This window comes from Stenotrophomonas sp. YJH_SMC_8, from assembly GCF_059371315.1.
The window spans coordinates 54032-69366 of the sequence record NZ_JCAFUL010000006.1; the positions used below are offsets into that span (position 1 = coordinate 54032).

18 protein-coding genes are annotated in these 15335 nt (G+C 66.5%); 14 read left to right on the top strand and 4 right to left on the bottom strand.

Translation table 11 applies throughout. The features are described from left to right. Positions 1-144: 144 nt before the first annotated feature. A complete protein-coding gene (locus AC5P88_RS09185; RefSeq protein ID WP_495224845.1) occupies positions 145-966 on the top strand; it encodes an alpha/beta fold hydrolase in 822 nt (273 codons plus the stop codon). 35 nt (positions 967-1001) lie between these two features. Here AC5P88_RS09185 and AC5P88_RS09190 read toward each other — a convergent pair whose 3' ends face one another. Beyond that, positions 1002-1796 (bottom strand): AraC family transcriptional regulator, encoded by a 795-nt coding sequence (locus AC5P88_RS09190; RefSeq protein ID WP_049426760.1) that lies wholly within the window; start codon positions 1794-1796, stop codon positions 1002-1004. A gap of 166 nt (positions 1797-1962) precedes the next feature. Here AC5P88_RS09190 and AC5P88_RS09195 point away from each other — a divergent pair, with 166 nt between their 5' ends. The 5 genes from AC5P88_RS09195 to AC5P88_RS09215 all read left to right on the top strand — a co-directional run bounded on the left by AC5P88_RS09195 (position 1963) and on the right by AC5P88_RS09215 (position 6851). Then, positions 1963-3837 (top strand): FUSC family protein, encoded by a 1875-nt coding sequence (locus AC5P88_RS09195; RefSeq protein ID WP_495224958.1) that lies wholly within the window; start codon positions 1963-1965, stop codon positions 3835-3837. A 4-nt stretch (positions 3838-3841) separates the two neighbouring features. Further along, on the top strand, positions 3842-4051 hold the full coding sequence (locus tag AC5P88_RS09200; RefSeq protein ID WP_019659903.1) for a DUF1656 domain-containing protein: 210 nt from the start codon (positions 3842-3844) through the stop codon (positions 4049-4051). Position 4052: 1 nt separating this feature from the next. Then, positions 4053-4937: an HlyD family secretion protein gene (locus AC5P88_RS09205; protein WP_495224846.1), complete on the top strand. Its 885-nt coding sequence runs from the start codon at positions 4053-4055 to the stop codon at positions 4935-4937. Next, a complete protein-coding gene (locus AC5P88_RS09210; RefSeq protein WP_495224847.1) occupies positions 4934-6370 on the top strand; it encodes an efflux transporter outer membrane subunit in 1437 nt (478 codons plus the stop codon). Before AC5P88_RS09205 ends, AC5P88_RS09210 begins: the two co-directional genes overlap by 4 nt. 133 nt (positions 6371-6503) lie before the next feature. Then, entirely contained in the window at positions 6504-6851 is a 348-nt protein-coding gene (locus AC5P88_RS09215) for an RcnB family protein (protein ID WP_495224848.1), read from the top strand. Positions 6852-6951: 100 nt separating this feature from the next. On the opposite strand, the gene AC5P88_RS09220 is transcribed toward AC5P88_RS09215, so the two are convergent. Continuing rightward, complete coding sequence (locus AC5P88_RS09220) at positions 6952-7218, bottom strand: hypothetical protein (protein WP_111203814.1); 267 nt, start codon at positions 7216-7218, stop codon at positions 6952-6954. 17 nt (positions 7219-7235) lie between these two features. Further along, positions 7236-7559, bottom strand: a complete 324-nt coding sequence (locus AC5P88_RS09225) for a hypothetical protein (protein ID WP_495224849.1) — start codon at positions 7557-7559, stop codon at positions 7236-7238. A gap of 178 nt (positions 7560-7737) precedes the next feature. Here AC5P88_RS09225 and AC5P88_RS09230 point away from each other — a divergent pair, with 178 nt between their 5' ends. From AC5P88_RS09230 to eptA, 7 genes are all read left to right on the top strand, one after another. Further along, positions 7738-8319: a hypothetical protein gene (locus tag AC5P88_RS09230; protein WP_495224850.1), complete on the top strand. Its 582-nt coding sequence runs from the start codon at positions 7738-7740 to the stop codon at positions 8317-8319. Positions 8320-8351: 32 nt separating this feature from the next. Then, on the top strand, positions 8352-8804 hold the full coding sequence (locus AC5P88_RS09235; protein ID WP_495224851.1) for a YbbD-related protein: 453 nt from the start codon (positions 8352-8354) through the stop codon (positions 8802-8804). 35 nt (positions 8805-8839) lie between these two features. Continuing rightward, positions 8840-9370, top strand: a complete 531-nt coding sequence (locus AC5P88_RS09240) for a Cif family virulence factor (protein ID WP_111203818.1) — start codon at positions 8840-8842, stop codon at positions 9368-9370. Between the two features lie 103 nt (positions 9371-9473). After that, a complete protein-coding gene (locus AC5P88_RS09245; protein ID WP_111203819.1) occupies positions 9474-10148 on the top strand; it encodes a response regulator transcription factor in 675 nt (224 codons plus the stop codon). Next, positions 10145-11377 carry a HAMP domain-containing sensor histidine kinase gene (locus AC5P88_RS09250; RefSeq protein ID WP_111203820.1) on the top strand — a complete coding sequence of 411 codons (1233 nt, stop codon included), beginning with the start codon at positions 10145-10147 and terminating at the stop codon, positions 11375-11377. The genes AC5P88_RS09245 and AC5P88_RS09250 overlap by 4 nt, the downstream gene beginning before the upstream one ends. 59 nt (positions 11378-11436) lie before the next feature. Further along, a complete protein-coding gene (locus tag AC5P88_RS09255; RefSeq protein WP_111111375.1) occupies positions 11437-11823 on the top strand; it encodes a diacylglycerol kinase in 387 nt (128 codons plus the stop codon). Positions 11824-11896: 73 nt separating this feature from the next. After that, positions 11897-13708 carry a phosphoethanolamine transferase EptA gene (eptA, locus tag AC5P88_RS09260; protein ID WP_495224852.1) on the top strand — a complete coding sequence of 604 codons (1812 nt, stop codon included), beginning with the start codon at positions 11897-11899 and terminating at the stop codon, positions 13706-13708. Here the strand turns inward: eptA and AC5P88_RS09265 are convergent. Further along, on the bottom strand, positions 13612-14535 hold the full coding sequence (locus AC5P88_RS09265) for a M14 family metallopeptidase (protein ID WP_495224853.1): 924 nt from the start codon (positions 14533-14535) through the stop codon (positions 13612-13614). The two genes, eptA and AC5P88_RS09265, sit on opposite strands and share 97 nt — an antisense overlap. A gap of 144 nt (positions 14536-14679) precedes the next feature. Here AC5P88_RS09265 and AC5P88_RS09270 point away from each other — a divergent pair, with 144 nt between their 5' ends. Further along, complete coding sequence (locus tag AC5P88_RS09270) at positions 14680-15333, top strand: DUF3348 family protein (RefSeq protein ID WP_495224854.1); 654 nt, start codon at positions 14680-14682, stop codon at positions 15331-15333. Positions 15334-15335 lie beyond the last annotated feature (2 nt).

A 15335-nucleotide genomic window follows, 5' to 3' on the forward strand; every position in this document is an offset into this window, starting at 1 on the left:
CCATGACTTCCTGCACAGGGATTAGGTGTTATACATCACTACATTACCAGCACGACCTGTCGCGAGGTCGGCAGGCTGCGGCGCTCCGCTGCAGACCTGACCCATCGGAAGGGCTGGCACGCGTCACGGCCCAGGGGAATGGCAATGAAGAGCAGCCGAGTGATGTTGTGGGCGCTGGCCGCCATGATGGCCGCTGCAGGCACCGCCCACGCCGGGGAAATCCAGCTGGATCGGGGCGCTTACACACTGCAGGCCGAAGAGACCGGGGCAGGCCCGATCACCGTGGTCTTTGAATCCGGTTTCGGGCAGGGCGCGGGGGCCTGGAAGGAGGTGGTTGCCGGTCTGGGGCGCGACTACCACAGCATCACCTACGCCCGTGCGGGACTCGGCAAGTCCGGCAGCGACGGTCACCCCAAGCGCATCGATGCGCATCTGGCCGACCTCACGGCCGTGATCGATACGCTCGCTCCCGGTCGCCGCGTTGTGCTGGTGGGTCACTCCTATGGCGGCCTGCTGGCCACGGAGTTTGCACGCCGCCATCCGGAGCGCCTGCAGGGCCTGGTGCTGGTGGACCCGGCCACGATGGGTCAGCGCCATGCGTTCAAGCAGGCCGACAGTGCCCGCGTGCAGGCAGATGATGCCCAGCTGCGGGCGATGCTGCCGCCAGCCATGGCCGCCGATTACGCCGTGCTGACCGAACAACTGGATGCACCCGGTGCTGAAACCCCGCGCACGATGCCGGACGTGCCGGTGGTGCTGCTGACTGCAACCCAGCTGGCTGCCGAACCGTTGTTCTTCGAAGAAACCGCAGCGGGCAAGGCGCTCTGGAAAGCACAGCACGCCCTGCTCTTCTCGGGGTTCACGCGCGGCTCGCACCGCTACCTGGCGACCGGGCACACCCTCCAGCGCGAGGATCCTGCTGCGGTGGTGGCCGCGATTCAATCAGTCTCCGGCACCTTGAAGTAGCCGTTCCGGGCAACGACTTCCCCCGTTGTTCCCCGCTACTGCCCGCGCAGCCGCACGGCAAAGTACCGCGCCGGGGAAAGGCCAAGCGCCTTCTTGAACATCGTGATGAAGGCCGTCACCGACTCATAGCCCAGCGTCTCGGAAACGCGTTGTACCGGTGCGCCCGCGGCGAGTTCACGAATGGCGATGAGCAGGTGCAGCTGCTGCCGCCAGCGTCCGAAGGACAAGCCCGTTTCTCGCTCAATCAACCGGGTCAGCGTGCGCTCGCCCAGGGCCAGGCGCACGGCCCACTGGCTGATGGTGCTGCGGTCTGCCGGATCAGCCGACAATGCCGCAGCCAATGCACGCACCTTCGGGTGATGGCTGACCGGCAACGACAGGTGCTCGGCAGGCATCTGCACCAGCTCGTCCAGCAACACCCGCGCCAGCCGGTCGGTGTGGCTGCCATGCGGGTAGTCCAGCGGCGCGTCGGCCAGGTGCAGGATCATCTCGCGCAGCATCGGGGAGATCGCCAGCGTCACGCACTGCATGGGCAGATCGACGATGCCGGGTTCGACGAACAGATAGCACAGGCGGGCGTTCGCGGTGGCGCGGTTGCTGTGCGGCATGCCGCCCGGAATCCAGACGCCGCACTGGGGCGGCACAATCCACAACGCATTGGCCACTTCGCAGGTCACCGCCCCATGCAGCGCGAGAATGAGCTGGCCCTTGCGGTGCTCATGTACGGGAATTTCTGCGTCGTGCTCGGCCACCTGCAGGCGGCTGGCAACCGCCGGGCGATCGGTCTCGTCCGGGTCCAGGTCAAAGCCGGGGAGCGAAATGCGAGCCATTCTCACATTGACCGGTTTTAGCGATTGGTTGTCATTGTAGCGAAATTCGCCAGTGCGGCCGATCACTAGCATGAGCCGCATGCACTCCCCCACTCCTGCCCGTCCCCACGTGTTCCAGGCATTCGTCCGGTTGAAAAGCCCTGCCCTCAGGACCGATCAGGAGGCGGTGCTGTTCTCGCTCAAATGCCTGCTCGCCGCGTCGCTGGGGCTGTATGTCTCTCTAAGGGTCGGCCTGAATCGCCCGTTCTGGGTGATCGGCACGGTCTATCTGGTGTCGCAGCCCCTTTCCGGGGCGACACTCAGCCGCGGCCTGTTCCGTCTGCTCGGCACCGTGGGCGGGGCCTTCGCCACCGTCGCACTGGTGCCACGATTTGCCAATGCCCCCCTGGTGCTGAGCGCCGCGCTCGCGGCGTGGATGGCGCTGTGCCTGTACCTGGCGATGCTCGACCGCACGCCGCGTGCGTATGCGTTCCTGCTGGCCGGCTATACCACCAGCCTGATTGGGTTTCCTGCGGTGATGGTGCCGGGAGACGTGTTCACCATCGCCATCACGCGGGTGCAGGAAATCTCCATCGGCATCCTGGCGGCTACGCTGGTACATGGGCTGGTGCTGCCGCGCCGGGTCTCGATGCGCGTGCACGCGCGGGTTGCCGCTGTGCTGGATGATGCGGAACGATGGACACGCGACATGCGGGCCGGTGCATCGGACACGGTACTGGCGACGGACCGCTCGAAAGTAGCCGCCGACCTGCTCGAGCTGCACGTGCTGTCGATCCACCTGCCCTACGACAGCGCCCACGGCGTGGTGCAGGTGCAGATCCTGCGCGCCCTGCACGACCGGATGCTGGACGTCCTGATGCTGTCCAGCGCGGTGGAAGATTCCATCGACCGGCTGCGTTCACCACAGGCCGGCGCGATGGATGCAACGGGCTGGCGCGATCTGCTGCAGGCCAGCCTCGCCGCACAACAGGCCGAGCTCGACCTCGCCCACGCCGACTGCCGCGTGCTGCAGGCACAACTGCGCACTGCCCGCTCCGACTGGCGCCGGCATGTACCTGCTCGCCTTGTGCGACATGCGCAGGGTGCGGTACTTCACCGGGATCATCGGCTTGCCCTGCGTAGCGCGCTGGGCGCGTTCGTCGGCATCCTGCTGAGCTGCGTTCTATGGATCGCTACCGGCTGGTCGGACGGCGCCACGGCGGCGTCCATCATCGGCACGGCGTGCGTGCTGTTCGGCACGATCGAAGCGCCGGCACCGCATGTCATGCGCTACCTGGTGGGATCGTGCATCGGCGTGGCCGTCGGCCTGCTCTACGGTCTGCTGATCTTCCCCGCGCTGTCCGATTTCGTCGGCCTGCTGGCCGCGCTCGCGCCGGTGCTGCTGCTGTGCGGATCGTTCCTTGCCCGGCCGCCCTTCATCATGGCCGCCCTGGGCGTGGTACTGACCTTCCCGCTCATCGCGGGCCTCGGTGCGACCAGCACGGTCAACATCGTCGGCGCACTCAACAACAGCGTTGCGTTGTTCGTGGGTACGACGGTGGCACTGTGCAGCATGCAGCTGTTCCAGACCGCCGATGCAGGCCGCAACCGCGCACGGCTGGAGCGTTCGATCCGCCGGGACATCGCACGACACGCCGCCGGACGAGGTGATGTGACCCGAGCCTGGCTCAGCCGCATGCTGGATCGCATCGGGCTGCTCGCTCCCAGGTTGCAGGGCCGTGCCAGCGCAACACACGACCTGCGGGCATTGTTTGCGGACGTTCGTGCGGCACATGCATCCAACCAGCTCCGCGATCTGGAAGAGTATCTGGACAACCCATACGTACGGCCGCTTCATGCGGCGCTGATCGAACGCGTCGCCGCACATTTCAGGATCCGCGCCCACGCGGCACGCAGTGTCGACACCCATCTTCTGGAACTGCTGGACCGCATGCGCGAGACAGCGGTGGCCAGCAGCGGGGCTGAGCAGGAGCATCTGTCGCACCTGCTCTGTGGATTGCGCCGCGATCTGCTCGTTTCCCCGCTTACCCATCGGCACTGACCTCATGCCTTCTGATCTTTCCATTGATGGCGTGCTCATTCCCGGCCTGCTCGCCGTGGCCGCTGCCGCCTTGGCGCTGTCGATACTGACTTCACGCCTGCTCGCCAGCCTCGGTCTGTACCGGTTGTTCGCCGCGCGGCCCCTGGTGGGCCTGTCCCTGTTCGTGATCCTGGCGGAGCTGATGGTCCGGCTCTCGCCCCTGCTCGAGAAATGAAATGAAACACCTGCTTGCTGTCATCGGCCGCTGGAGCGCAACACTGGCCGTGTGTGCGCTTGCCGCGACTGCCGCGCTCTCCCTCTGGAATCGTTACGAAATGCGCCCTTGGACGCGGGACGGGCGGGTGCGCGCCGATGTGGTGCGCGTTGCGTCGGACATGGGGGGACTGGTGACCCAGGTGCTGGTGCACGACAACCAGCGGGTCAGCGCCGGACAACTGCTGCTGGTGCTCGATCAACCGCGCTTCGCTGCCGCGCTTGAGAAGGCCGACGCAGCGGTCAGCAGCGCTCGCGCCACGCTGGCGCTGGCCCGCCGCGAATCGACACGGGACAACGCACTGGGCAACCTGGTCGCCTCGGAAACGCGCGAACGCAATGCCGCCAAGGTCGATACCGAGCTGGCTGCCCTGGCGCAGGCACGGGCCGAACAGCGCGTTGCCCAGCTCAATGTCCAACGCACCGAAGTGCGCGCAACCACCGATGGCATCGTCACCAACCTGGACCTGCATGCGGGCGACTACCTGCAACCCGGTGCGCAGGCGCTGGCGCTGATCGACACCCGCAGCCTGCGTATCGAGGGCTACTTCGAGGAAACCAAACTGGCCTGCATCACCGAGGGCGATGCCGCGGTGGCGCGGCTGATGGGCGACACCCGCGATGTCCGCGGACACGTTGACAGCATCGCCGCCGGCATTGCCGACGATCAGCGCTCAAGCACGCACAACCTGCTGCCCGCCGTGGCGCCGACCTATACCTGGGTGAGGCTGGCACAGCGCATCCCGGTACGCATCCGTATCGATGATGCGCCGCCGGATACCCGGCTGATCGTAGGTCGCACTGCGAGTGTGACCATCACCCCCTCGGCGCAGGGAGCCTGCAAGTGAGCGTGCGGACAGTACGTGGCGGGCTGCTTGCCCTGCTGCTGCCGATGACGGCCTGCGTGTCCGGCCCCGACTATCACCTGCCGGCGAGCGCTGTCGCAGCCTCCCCACGGGCGGCGCGGGCGTTCGTCTCGGGCCAGGACGCATCGTTCAGCCACGACGCGCCACCGGATCGATGGTGGCACCTGTATGGCGACCCCCGGCTTGACGCCTACGTACGCGAAGCACTGGCGGCCAATACCGACCTGCGCGCCGCCGATGCCAACCTTCGGCGCGCCAGCGCAACCGTGCTGGAGTACCGTGCGCGCGGTGCCGTGCAGGCCGACGTGGATGCATCGGGCACGCTCACCCATGCCGGTGGTTACACTCAGGCGTCGGCCGCACCGCAATCCTATGCGCTGGGCCTCCACCTCTCCTATCCGCTGGATCTCGCAGGTGGCATCCGCCGCGGCATCGAAGCCGCCAACGCGGACACGGAGGCGATTGCTGCGGCACGCGACCAGGTCCGCGTGGTCGTCGCTGCTGCCGTCACCCGTGCCTATCTCCAGGTGTGCGCCAGCAATCACACGCTCGCCGCAACCCGGCAGGTGCTGGCGATACAGCGCGCCACGCTGGAGGCAACCCGTCGCCTGGCTGCGGGCGGGCGCGGAACGGACTTCGATGTCAGCCGCGCCGGAGCCGCAGTCAACCGGAGCGCGGCGGCGGTACCGCATCTGACGGAGGATCGCCAGGCCACCCTGTTCGAGCTGGCCGCACTGATGGGCAGGGTCCCGGCAGACTATCCCAGGGAGGCGGAAACCTGCTCCCAGCCCCCTGAGCTGGAGCAGGCGCTGCCGGTCGGTGACGGCTGGCAGCTGCTCCAGCGGCGCCCCGACATACGTGCCGCGGAGCGTAGCCTTGCGGCGGCCACGGCGATGATCGGCGTGGAGACCGCAGACCTCTATCCGCGGGTCACCTTGGGCGCATCCCTGGGCACAGCAGGCACGCGAGGGCAGCTGCTTTCGGCCGACAGTTTCGGGGCGAGCGTCGGGCCGCTGCTGTCATGGCACTGGCCCAACCGCCGCGTGGCCAAGGCCCGCATCGCGGCGGCCGGCGCAAATGTGGATGCCGCTCTTGCTTCCTTTGACGGCATCGTGCTGCACGCACTGCGCCAGACCGAGACCGCGCTTTCTGCCTGCACGCAGGAGCTTGAACGCGAGCGCAGCCTGGCGCAGGCGCGTGGGGACGCGGCGCGCGCCGCCGGGCAGGCACAGCAGCTCTACCGCTTCGGCAGGATCGATTTTCTCGACGTGCTTTCGGCCCAGGCCGCGCTGGCAGATGCGGAGTCCGCATTGGCCGCATCCCGCGCGGAGCGCATTGACCGGCAGATGGATCTTTTCCTGTCGTTGGGCGGAGGCTGGGCCACAACGGATTCGGCCGCGGGCCGGGCCCGGTGACCCGTTCGGGGCAGCGACTGCATGCCGCGCGGTCTGTTCAGGTACGTGCCGCCCACACCCGTATTCATTCACTCGGACTACCCTATATTCACGCCACAGCGCCGCATGCTGCGGCGATGACGGAGGGCTTTCCATGACAACCATGCGTCTGCTTGCCATCGCGTTGACCACCGCCAATGCCCTGGCGGCGGCACCCGCCTTCGCCGATCCACCACACCACGCCCGTGGCAATGGCCCACCGCCGCACGCCGGTGGCCCGCACAACCGTGATGCACCGCCGCCGGGCTGGCAGAAGAAGGCCTGGCGTCGTGGCGATCGCCTGCCGTGGGCTGAAGTGGACCGCCGTTACTGGGTGAACGATTACGCGCGCTATGACCTGCGCGAGCCGGGCCGCGACCGGCGTTGGGTGCGCCAGTCCGACAACGAGTACCTGTTGGTGGAGATCGCCACCGGGCTGATCATCGACGCGCTGCATCGCTGAAGCGACCTGCAGCGTCCCACATGGAGCGATTTACCCCGGTGCAGACACCTTACGACCGGGGTCGCTCCGGTCGGCGGTCTTTGCGCCCACCGCGCCCCGCCTACCTCCGCTGCCGCCCGGCATGCATGCCCTCCCGCAGTGCGATATGCCCGAACATCAGTGCCGCGGCAACGAGCCCCATCGCCACCAGTATTTCGAATCCCCGATCACCGAAGAGCAGGCGGATGGAGATCTCCAGTGAGCACAGCCTGCCGCAGCGCAGACCGTGCTCGTTGAAGCCATAAATGAGCACCAGTACGCCCATCAGCCCGCACAACGCCATCAGGGCCAGGCTTGCGATGAAGATGAAAGGTCGATGGATACGCATGCGCTTGCTGCGGTCCTCTACGGTAATGTCAGGCGCGACGTTGCGATCACGCGATCGGAAGCATCCAGTTCCACCGACCAGGCTTCGGTATCCAGTCCCAGCCGGTTCTCATACCACCATCGCTGCGCACAGCGACCACCGCATCCACGGCTGGCATAGCGGGTAAAGGCAGCACCGGCATGCTCCACCACGTCAGGTTGCCCCAGCGCCCGCAGTACCTCGGCCCTGCTCGCCCCGACCGGGACCGAGGCAAGCGCGTGGGAATGCCACGCTGAGATCGCCGAGCAACCGGCCACGTACGCCACGAACAGGCCGACCAGCCCCCACATCAGTGTCCTCATTGACAGATCCCCTCCTGCGCCGCGCGCCCGCGCATCATCCGCGCAGACTCTCTTCGACGTCAAACCTCGACACGCGGGCCTGTTGCAGCGCCCGGCATCCGTGCTAGCGTGCGCCGTCAAACTCTCCATGGGGTGCAGGATGCGCAATGGAATGGGACGGAATCTGGTGATCGCCTGCATGGCCCTGGCTGTTGCCCCAGCGGCCGCAACAGCGGCCGCACCACCGGGTGATCGTGGGCAGGATTTCGTGCAGACACAGGCGATCGCCGCGCGCTGCCAGAAGAACCTGCCCGGCCTGGAACTGCAGTTGCAGGAGGGCCGCAAGCACTGGCTGTCGACACTCGACGCCGCGCAACTGCAGGCCGCCGAGGCCTATGCCAGCAGCAAGGAAGGCAAGACTCTGGGAAAGAGTGTGGAGCGGGATGCCTCCCGCGCCTTCGGTCGCAATACCTTGTCCGCCGCAGCGACCTGCGTTGGCCTCCTCGCCGAGTACGGCCCGGCCCACCCGCTGCCTTCCGGCACGGCAATGCCGGCCGACCGGGTGCAGCACTACATGCTGCACTTTGCACCGATGGTGCTGGCCCGGCTGCAGTGCGCGCGCCTGGACGGCATCGACGTGGCCGCCCAGCCCGATGGCTCGGAAACCTGGCAGTACCGGGCCTGTGGCCAGACCGAATCCGTGCGCATGACCCCGCTCGGGCAGAGCTGGTCGATGAGCGATGTGGACCGCAATCGCCTGTTCGACGCACTGACCCGATAGGTCGGACGGCATTCCTCGGGGTAGCAGGAACCATGTTTCCACCCACCACCTGGATCAAGTTGCGATCTGCCTTTCCATTGGCGGCCTGCACGGTGCTATGCGCCTGCGGCCTGGTGATGGACAGTTCGTTCGACACTCTGCGCGAGGCGCTTGACTCCGACATGGTGAACAAGGGATGGATTCCCGGCTGGGTGCCGCAAGCGGCGACCGACCTGCGGGAGGTACATGACCTCGACTCGAACACCAGCGCGCTGGCCTTCACCAAGCCCCCTGCGGTACTACTGCAGCTGCCTGCGGATTGCCAGGCAACGACATTCAGTAACAGCGATCCTGTTGCGTTCGATCGATACTGGTGGCCGGGCGACGGGACGCTCAAGTCGTCGTACCGCGTCTTTCGCTGCGCGCCCGAATCCGGAAAATCAGTCTTCGTCGCCATCAACAGGACCGAAGACCGCGTGCTCTTCTGGCGAACCTACGCGCGGTGATGCGCCCGCACCGCCGCCCCTCTTCTCAGGAACCCATGATGCCCAACGCACGTGCACGCTTCGCCGCCCTCGCCCTCTCTCTCGCGGCGTTCCTGCCGGCCTACGCCGCGCAGAACGCCCCCGCCGACGTCAAGGCCATCGAACAGGTGGTTGAATCGTTCCGTACTTCGCTGATCAACAAGGACAAGCCGACCTACATGGACCTGTTCTTTTCGGACAAGCCGGAAGACATCGGCTGGCAGCATGTTTCCGAGGACGCGCGCCTGCAGGACATCCGCAAGGCCAAGCCCGATGCGATCAAGGCGCGGCAGATTCCCGCCAACAACTTCATCGCGCTGATCGATGGAGCGGTGGCCTCGCCGAAGCCGAAGGAGGAGAAGTTCTCCAACACGAAGATCGAGACAGACGGCGACGTGGCCTCGGTGTCGTTCGACTACAGCTTCCACGACGATGGGGTGAAGACCAACTGGGGCAAGGAAATGTGGCAGCTGATCCGCACCGAACAGGGCTGGAAGATCTTCTCGGTGATCTACTCGGTCCGCGATTCCCGCAGCCCGGCCGATTGAGCAGGGCTTGATGCGGGCGCCCTCACCCGCGATCCATTCAGCCAGGGCATTGGCATCCGGCAAGAGATCGGGCAGAGTTCGGCCACGCGCAAGGACGCACGCCATGACCCGCCTGCTGATCATCGAAGACAACCCCGAGCTGGTTGCCAATCTGTATGCCTTCTTTGAACCGCTGGGCTACGTACTGGACGACGCCCGCGACGGCGCCAGCGGACTGCGCCGGGCCACGCAGCACGACTACGACGCCATCCTGCTGGACTTGATGCTGCCGCGGCTGGACGGCATGACGCTGTGCCAGAAGCTGCGCCAGGAGTTCCAGAACCCGGTACCGATCCTGATGCTGACCGCGCGCGATCCGGTCGAAGACCGCGTGCAGGGCCTGGCCCTGGGCGCGGATGACTACCTGGTCAAACCGTTCTCGCTGACGGAACTGGATGCGCGGATCAAGGCCCTGGTACGACGGGCGCAGGGTCGCCAGGTCCAGAGCGTGCTGGCGTGGAAGGACCTGCAGGTGGACACGCGCTCGCCACAGGCCTGGCGGCAGGGTCGCTGCATCGCACTGACGCCTACCTCGCACAAGCTGCTGATGTGCCTGGTGCGCGCGGCGCCGGCCGTGGTACGCAAGCAGGAGATGGAATACCTGGTCTGGGGCGACGAACCACCGGACAGCGGCGCGCTGCGAACACACATCCATGAACTGCGCCTGCAGGTGGACCGCAGCTTCGATACCGCGCTGATCACCACGGTGCACAGCGTCGGCTGGCGCATGCAGACGTGAGCCCTGCCTCCCTCTACCGCCGCCTGAGCCTGCGTACACGCATCACGATCTCGTTCGTGCTGTCGATGGCCGGCGCCATGGGTTTCATCGTTCTGGCCGAACAGGTCGACTACGATCAGGTGCGGGCTGCTGTCGTCGCGCGGACACAGCACGGCGAAGTGCAACGGCTGCAGGCCGCGCTGGCTCGCGGCCAACGCCCCGCCCTGCCACCGGGGACCCAGCTTTTCGATGCCCACGACGTGCCTGTCGTGCTGCGCCAATACGGTCCGGGCTATCACGGCGAAGAGGCGCCCAACGAGTGGCACCTGCGCGTGTTCGATAGTGGCGGCCAACGATATTACCTGCTGCAGGACGCGGCACCCTATGGCTACCTGGAACACCTGATCAATGCCTTTGCGGCACTGGTCATTTCGATCTGCGTGCTCGGCGCCTTCCTGATCGGCCGCAAGGTAGCGACGCACGTCATCGCACCCATCACGCGATTGGCGGACGCGGTGCAGGACGGCCAAAAGCCTTTTCCCTACCAGGACGCGCGCGATGAGATCGGTGTACTCGCCCGCGCCTTCGCCCGACACAGTGACGAGCTCGAACGGTTCCTGCATCGCGAACAGTGCTTCAGCGGCGATGCCAGCCACGAGCTGCGCACGCCGCTGGCCATCATCGGCGGCGCTGCGGAGACGCTCGCCTGCCAGCTTCCGGCCGACAGCCACCTGGTTCCCAGCGCCGAGCGCATCCTGCGCACCACCCAGGAGATGCAGCGCCAGCTGACCTGCCTGCTGCTGCTCTCACGCGACCCCAGTACCGTGCCGCACAACAAGGTGGCCCTGCGCCCGCTGATCGAATCCTGCATGGAGCGCTGCCAGCCCTGGATTTCCGGCAAGCCGGTGATCATTGCGCTTGATGGCCAGCACGAAGCCGTGCTGGACACCAACGCCGATCTGGCGCACAGCGTGATCTGGAACCTGCTGCGCAATGCCTGCCAGTACACCGATCGGGGCGAAGTACGGATCACCCTCCACGACACCGCACTCGTCATCGCCGACACGGGACCCGGCCTGCCGTCCAGTATCGACCCACAGCAGTTCCAGCGTTTCCTGCCCGGCAGCCCGCACAGTGGCGAGGGACTGGGGCTGTCGATCGTACAGCGCATCGTCGGGCACCTGGGCTGGAGGATGACGGTGCATTCCTCGCAGCGGGGATGCCGGTTCAGCCTGGAGTGGCCGCTCTGACGGTTTCCTGACGCACGCGTGCACATGCTGGGGATTGCTTACTTCACGGCGGAAACAGCATGCAGCACCCCAAGGACAGCGGCAAGTACCCGCACGGCAAGACCGGTCTGAGCCGCATCTTCCACACCCTCATCCATTCGCGCGATGGTTTCATCGCCACCTTCCGCGGGGAGGCCGCCTTTCGTCAGCTGCTGCTTCTGCACGCGCTGTTGATCACTGCAGCGTTCGTACTGGAAATCAGCACGGTCGAGCGCGCGATAGTGCTGGCGGTCTGCTTCATCAGCCTGCTGGTGGAACTGCTGAATTCCGCGATTGAGGCTGTGGTTGATCGCATCTCGCTGGAGCAGCACCCGCTGTCCAAGAACGCCAAGGACATGGGCAGCGCCGCGCAGACCACCGCGTTGTTGATGGTCGGCGCAGTGTGGGGCGTGATCCTGCTGGGCTAGCCCGGCAATCCTGACAACTTCCTGATAAAGCCGTTTCGATACTGCGCGCACTCCTGTTCTGCGGAACCTGCTCGTGCGTCAATGCCTCCGTTTCCCCCGGCCCCATCCGATCGTTCTGGTCTGGGCCGCCGCACTGTTCTTCACCACGATTGGAAACATCGCCCTCTGGAAGACATTGTGGGGGCTGATCGACCTCAACAGCCTGCGCGGCGCGCTGTTCCTGGCCAGCCTGCCGGTGGTGCTGTTCTGCCTGTTCAACCTGCTGCTGACGCCACTGCTGGCACTGCCGTTCCTGCGCAGGCCGCTGCTGGTGCTGCTCGTTGTCATCAGCGCCGCCTGCAGCTACTTCATGCTGCACTACAACGTGCTGATCGACCGCAGCATGGTGCAGAACGTGTTCGAGACCAACCAGGCCGAACTGAACGCCTATCTGTCGCTGCCACTGCTGCTGACCTTGCTGGCGCTGGGCGTGCTGCCCGCGACCGGGCTCGTCCTGATGCGCACCGCCAGCGGGGCGGGCTCGATACGTTCGCTGCTGGTGTGGCCAGTCAACGTCCTGGTCTCCATGATGGTGCTGCTGGCGATCGGCTTTGCGTTCTACAAGGACTATTCGTCATTGCTTCGCAACAACCGCTACATCCGCGACCAGGTGCTGCCGTTGAACGTGGTGCGGCATACCCACGGTTACCTGAAGAGCCTCTACAGCACCCGCCAGCAACCGCTGCGCGCGATCGGCATGGACGCACGGCGAATGCCGGGCCCGCGCCCGAAGCTGGTGATCCTGGTCGTCGGCGAGACCGCGCGATCACAGAACTTCCAGCTCAACGGCTACCCACGCGCGACCAATCCCCGGCTCTCGCGCAAGGAAGGCGTCATCAGCTTCAATGATGTCTCCTCATGCGGAACCGCCACGGCCATCTCGGTGCCGTGCATGTTCTCGCAGATGACCCGAGGCCAGTACGACGACGTGCGCGCCGCAACCGAGGAGAACGTGCTCGACATCCTGCAGCGCACCGGCATAAGCGTGCTCTGGCGCAACAACAACAACGGCGGCTGCAAGGGCGTGTGCGAACGCGTACCGACCGAGGACATGCCTGCGCTGAAGGTGGCCGGCCAGTGCGTCAACGCCGACGGCACCTGCTACGACGACGTGCTGCTGCACCAGCTCGGCGCACGCATCGATGCCATCAACGGCGACGCCCTGATCGTGCTGCATCAGCTCGGCAGTCATGGGCCGACCTACTTTGAACGGTATCCCGCAGCGTCGCGGGCCTTCAGCCCGACCTGCGACAGCAACCAGATCCAGCATTGCAGCAACGAGGCGCTGGTCAACACCTACGACAACACTCTGGTCCACACCGACCAACTGCTGGGCAAGGCCATCGACCTGCTGCAGGGCTATGCGGACCAGCGTGATGTCGCACTGATCTATGTGTCCGACCATGGCGAGTCGCTGGGCGAACGCGGGATGTACCTGCACGGCACGCCCTACTTCATCGCCCCGCGCGAGCAGACCCAAGTGCCGATGGTGATGTGGTTCTCACCGGAATTCAGCCGCAACGCAGGCCTGGAACTGGCCTGCCTGCACCAGAATGCCCTGCACCGTGCGCACAGCCACGACAACCTCTTCCACTCGCTGCTGGGCCTGTTCGCGGTCAACAGCGGGGTGTACCAGCACGATCTGGATGTGTTTGCAGGTTGCCGCGCGTCGGCTTCGCCGGCTGTGGCCACCTCACCGGCGAAAGAAAGGCGCCGGCTGATGCCGGTCGCTGCCCGGAACGTGGCGCGCTACTGCGCCGCCAGGGCGAAATCCAGGCCCGCGCACACCGCCGCCACCTGGGCGTCGTTGCATTCCTGCGGGTTGGTGCGCGGGCTGTCCGGGTAGACCTCGGTGGTGGTGGCAAAGCGCGCGTCGGTGAAGCCGGCGCAGGCGCCGATCGAACGCGATTCACCCCAGACCACGCCCGGCGACTGCAGCGGCAGGCCGACCAGGTTGCCTTCGGCATCGGCCGGGGCGATATGGGTGACCGGGGCCACGGCGGTGATCAATGCCTTCTGGAACTCGGCCTGCGGATCTTCGCTGTTGCCGATCACGTAGAAGCCATCCGGAATGGTGTCGCGCTCGAACGGCTTGCCATCGCGGGCGCAGCGGGCCGGGTCGAACTCGTGCAGGTCGCTGTCGGTGGTCTCGTGCAGGTCCAGGTGCACCAGCAGGTTCGGCCTGCGCTCGGCCACCCACGCCATCAGGGCGGCCGCTTCCTCGATCTGGCCTCCGTCACGGAAACTGCGGTTGGGATCGATCGCATCCGGGTTCCAGCGCTGGATGCGCTCGTAGCCCCACGGGCTGACGCACGGCGCCACGATCAGGTTCAGCCGGCCCAGGTAGCGCTCGGCCTGCTGTTCCAGGAACTGCAGGGCGCCGTGCACGCCACTGGTCTCGTAGCCATGCACGCCACCGGTGATCAGCGCGGTCGGCAGCGCCGGGTTCCAGTCGTGGTTGACCACGGCGAACAAGGGGTAGTGGTCCGGTGCATAGTCCAGCTGGCCGTACTGGATCACGTCGAAGACGCTGTCATCCAGGCGCTCAAGCGCGGCCACCACGTCCTCCTGGTAGCTGCGCTGGCGCTGCTGGCGCGCCCGCCACTGTGCGCGTTCCGCGTCGCCCCAGGGCTGGCCGGGGGTGCCGATCGGGTAGAACTGCGCAACAGTCATGGGGTACTCCAGGGGTCGAACGGATGGGTGCAGCCGGACATTCTAAGCCCTGTCGCGCCTGCGGGTGCCCTCCCCCGGCCCCGCCTTCATCCAGGCCGGGTCATCTGGTTGTAAAATCAACGGTTTTTGGCCCCTCACCCCTTGATGGCGAACGCAGCGCAGCCGGTCCTGGGTGGACCGGAATTCCTCCGCCTGCTCGCCCGTCTCAGCGACGGCGCGATGCCGGCCAGCAGTCCCGCCCTGACCGATCGCCTCGGCCAGTGGGTGGATTGGAGCCGTGCCGTGGCCCTGTCCGGGGCGCTCGGCGGACGCCTGCCCGAGCCGGGCGAGGCCGCCGAAGCGGCCGGGGATGTGCTGGACGACTGCGCCCAGGCCCACGCCAGCCTGCTGGCCTCGATCCGCGAGGATGCCGAGGCCGAGCGCCTGCTGGACCTGGCCGAAGCCGCCGCCGCCCCCAATTTCGCCTCGCTGCGCCAGCGCTACCGGGTGCTGCAGCAGGCCATCCAGACTGCCACGGGGCGCCTGCGCGGCCGCCTGCGCGATCAGCTGGTGCAGGTTTCACCCGAGCTGGCACGACTGGCCGAGGTCGATGCGGTAATGGAACAGACCCTCACCCCGCGCGAACACAGCCTGCTGGCCACTGCGCCGGCGGTGCTCGGCGCCCGTTTTGAACGCGTGCACGGCCAGCCCGGCTGGCGCGCGGCCTTCCGCCATGACATGCGCACCCTGCTGCTTGCCGAACTGCAGCTGCGCTTCCACCCGATCGAAGGGCTGCAAGACGCCCTGCGCTCCCACTGACC

What these genes read in the sequence shown, in the direction of transcription:
- AC5P88_RS09245 (WP_111203819.1), top strand. Translation starts at nt 9,474, where the DNA reads ATGACCCGCCTGCTGATCATCGAAGACAACCCCGAGCTGGTTGCCAAT.
- AC5P88_RS09220 (WP_111203814.1), bottom strand. Translation starts at nt 7,218, where the DNA reads ATGCGTATCCATCGACCTTTCATCTTCATCGCAAGCCTGGCCCTGATG.
- AC5P88_RS09185 (WP_495224845.1), top strand. Translation starts at nt 145, where the DNA reads ATGAAGAGCAGCCGAGTGATGTTGTGGGCGCTGGCCGCCATGATGGCC.
- AC5P88_RS09255 (WP_111111375.1), top strand. Translation starts at nt 11,437, where the DNA reads ATGCAGCACCCCAAGGACAGCGGCAAGTACCCGCACGGCAAGACCGGT.
- AC5P88_RS09270 (WP_495224854.1), top strand. Translation starts at nt 14,680, where the DNA reads ATGGCGAACGCAGCGCAGCCGGTCCTGGGTGGACCGGAATTCCTCCGC.
- AC5P88_RS09200 (WP_019659903.1), top strand. Translation starts at nt 3,842, where the DNA reads ATGCCTTCTGATCTTTCCATTGATGGCGTGCTCATTCCCGGCCTGCTC.
- AC5P88_RS09205 (WP_495224846.1), top strand. Translation starts at nt 4,053, where the DNA reads ATGAAACACCTGCTTGCTGTCATCGGCCGCTGGAGCGCAACACTGGCC.
- AC5P88_RS09190 (WP_049426760.1), bottom strand. Translation starts at nt 1,796, where the DNA reads ATGGCTCGCATTTCGCTCCCCGGCTTTGACCTGGACCCGGACGAGACC.
- AC5P88_RS09265 (WP_495224853.1), bottom strand. Translation starts at nt 14,535, where the DNA reads ATGACTGTTGCGCAGTTCTACCCGATCGGCACCCCCGGCCAGCCCTGG.
- AC5P88_RS09225 (WP_495224849.1), bottom strand. Translation starts at nt 7,559, where the DNA reads ATGAGGACACTGATGTGGGGGCTGGTCGGCCTGTTCGTGGCGTACGTG.
- AC5P88_RS09235 (WP_495224851.1), top strand. Translation starts at nt 8,352, where the DNA reads ATGTTTCCACCCACCACCTGGATCAAGTTGCGATCTGCCTTTCCATTG.
- AC5P88_RS09215 (WP_495224848.1), top strand. Translation starts at nt 6,504, where the DNA reads ATGACAACCATGCGTCTGCTTGCCATCGCGTTGACCACCGCCAATGCC.
- AC5P88_RS09240 (WP_111203818.1), top strand. Translation starts at nt 8,840, where the DNA reads ATGATGCCCAACGCACGTGCACGCTTCGCCGCCCTCGCCCTCTCTCTC.
- AC5P88_RS09230 (WP_495224850.1), top strand. Translation starts at nt 7,738, where the DNA reads ATGGCCCTGGCTGTTGCCCCAGCGGCCGCAACAGCGGCCGCACCACCG.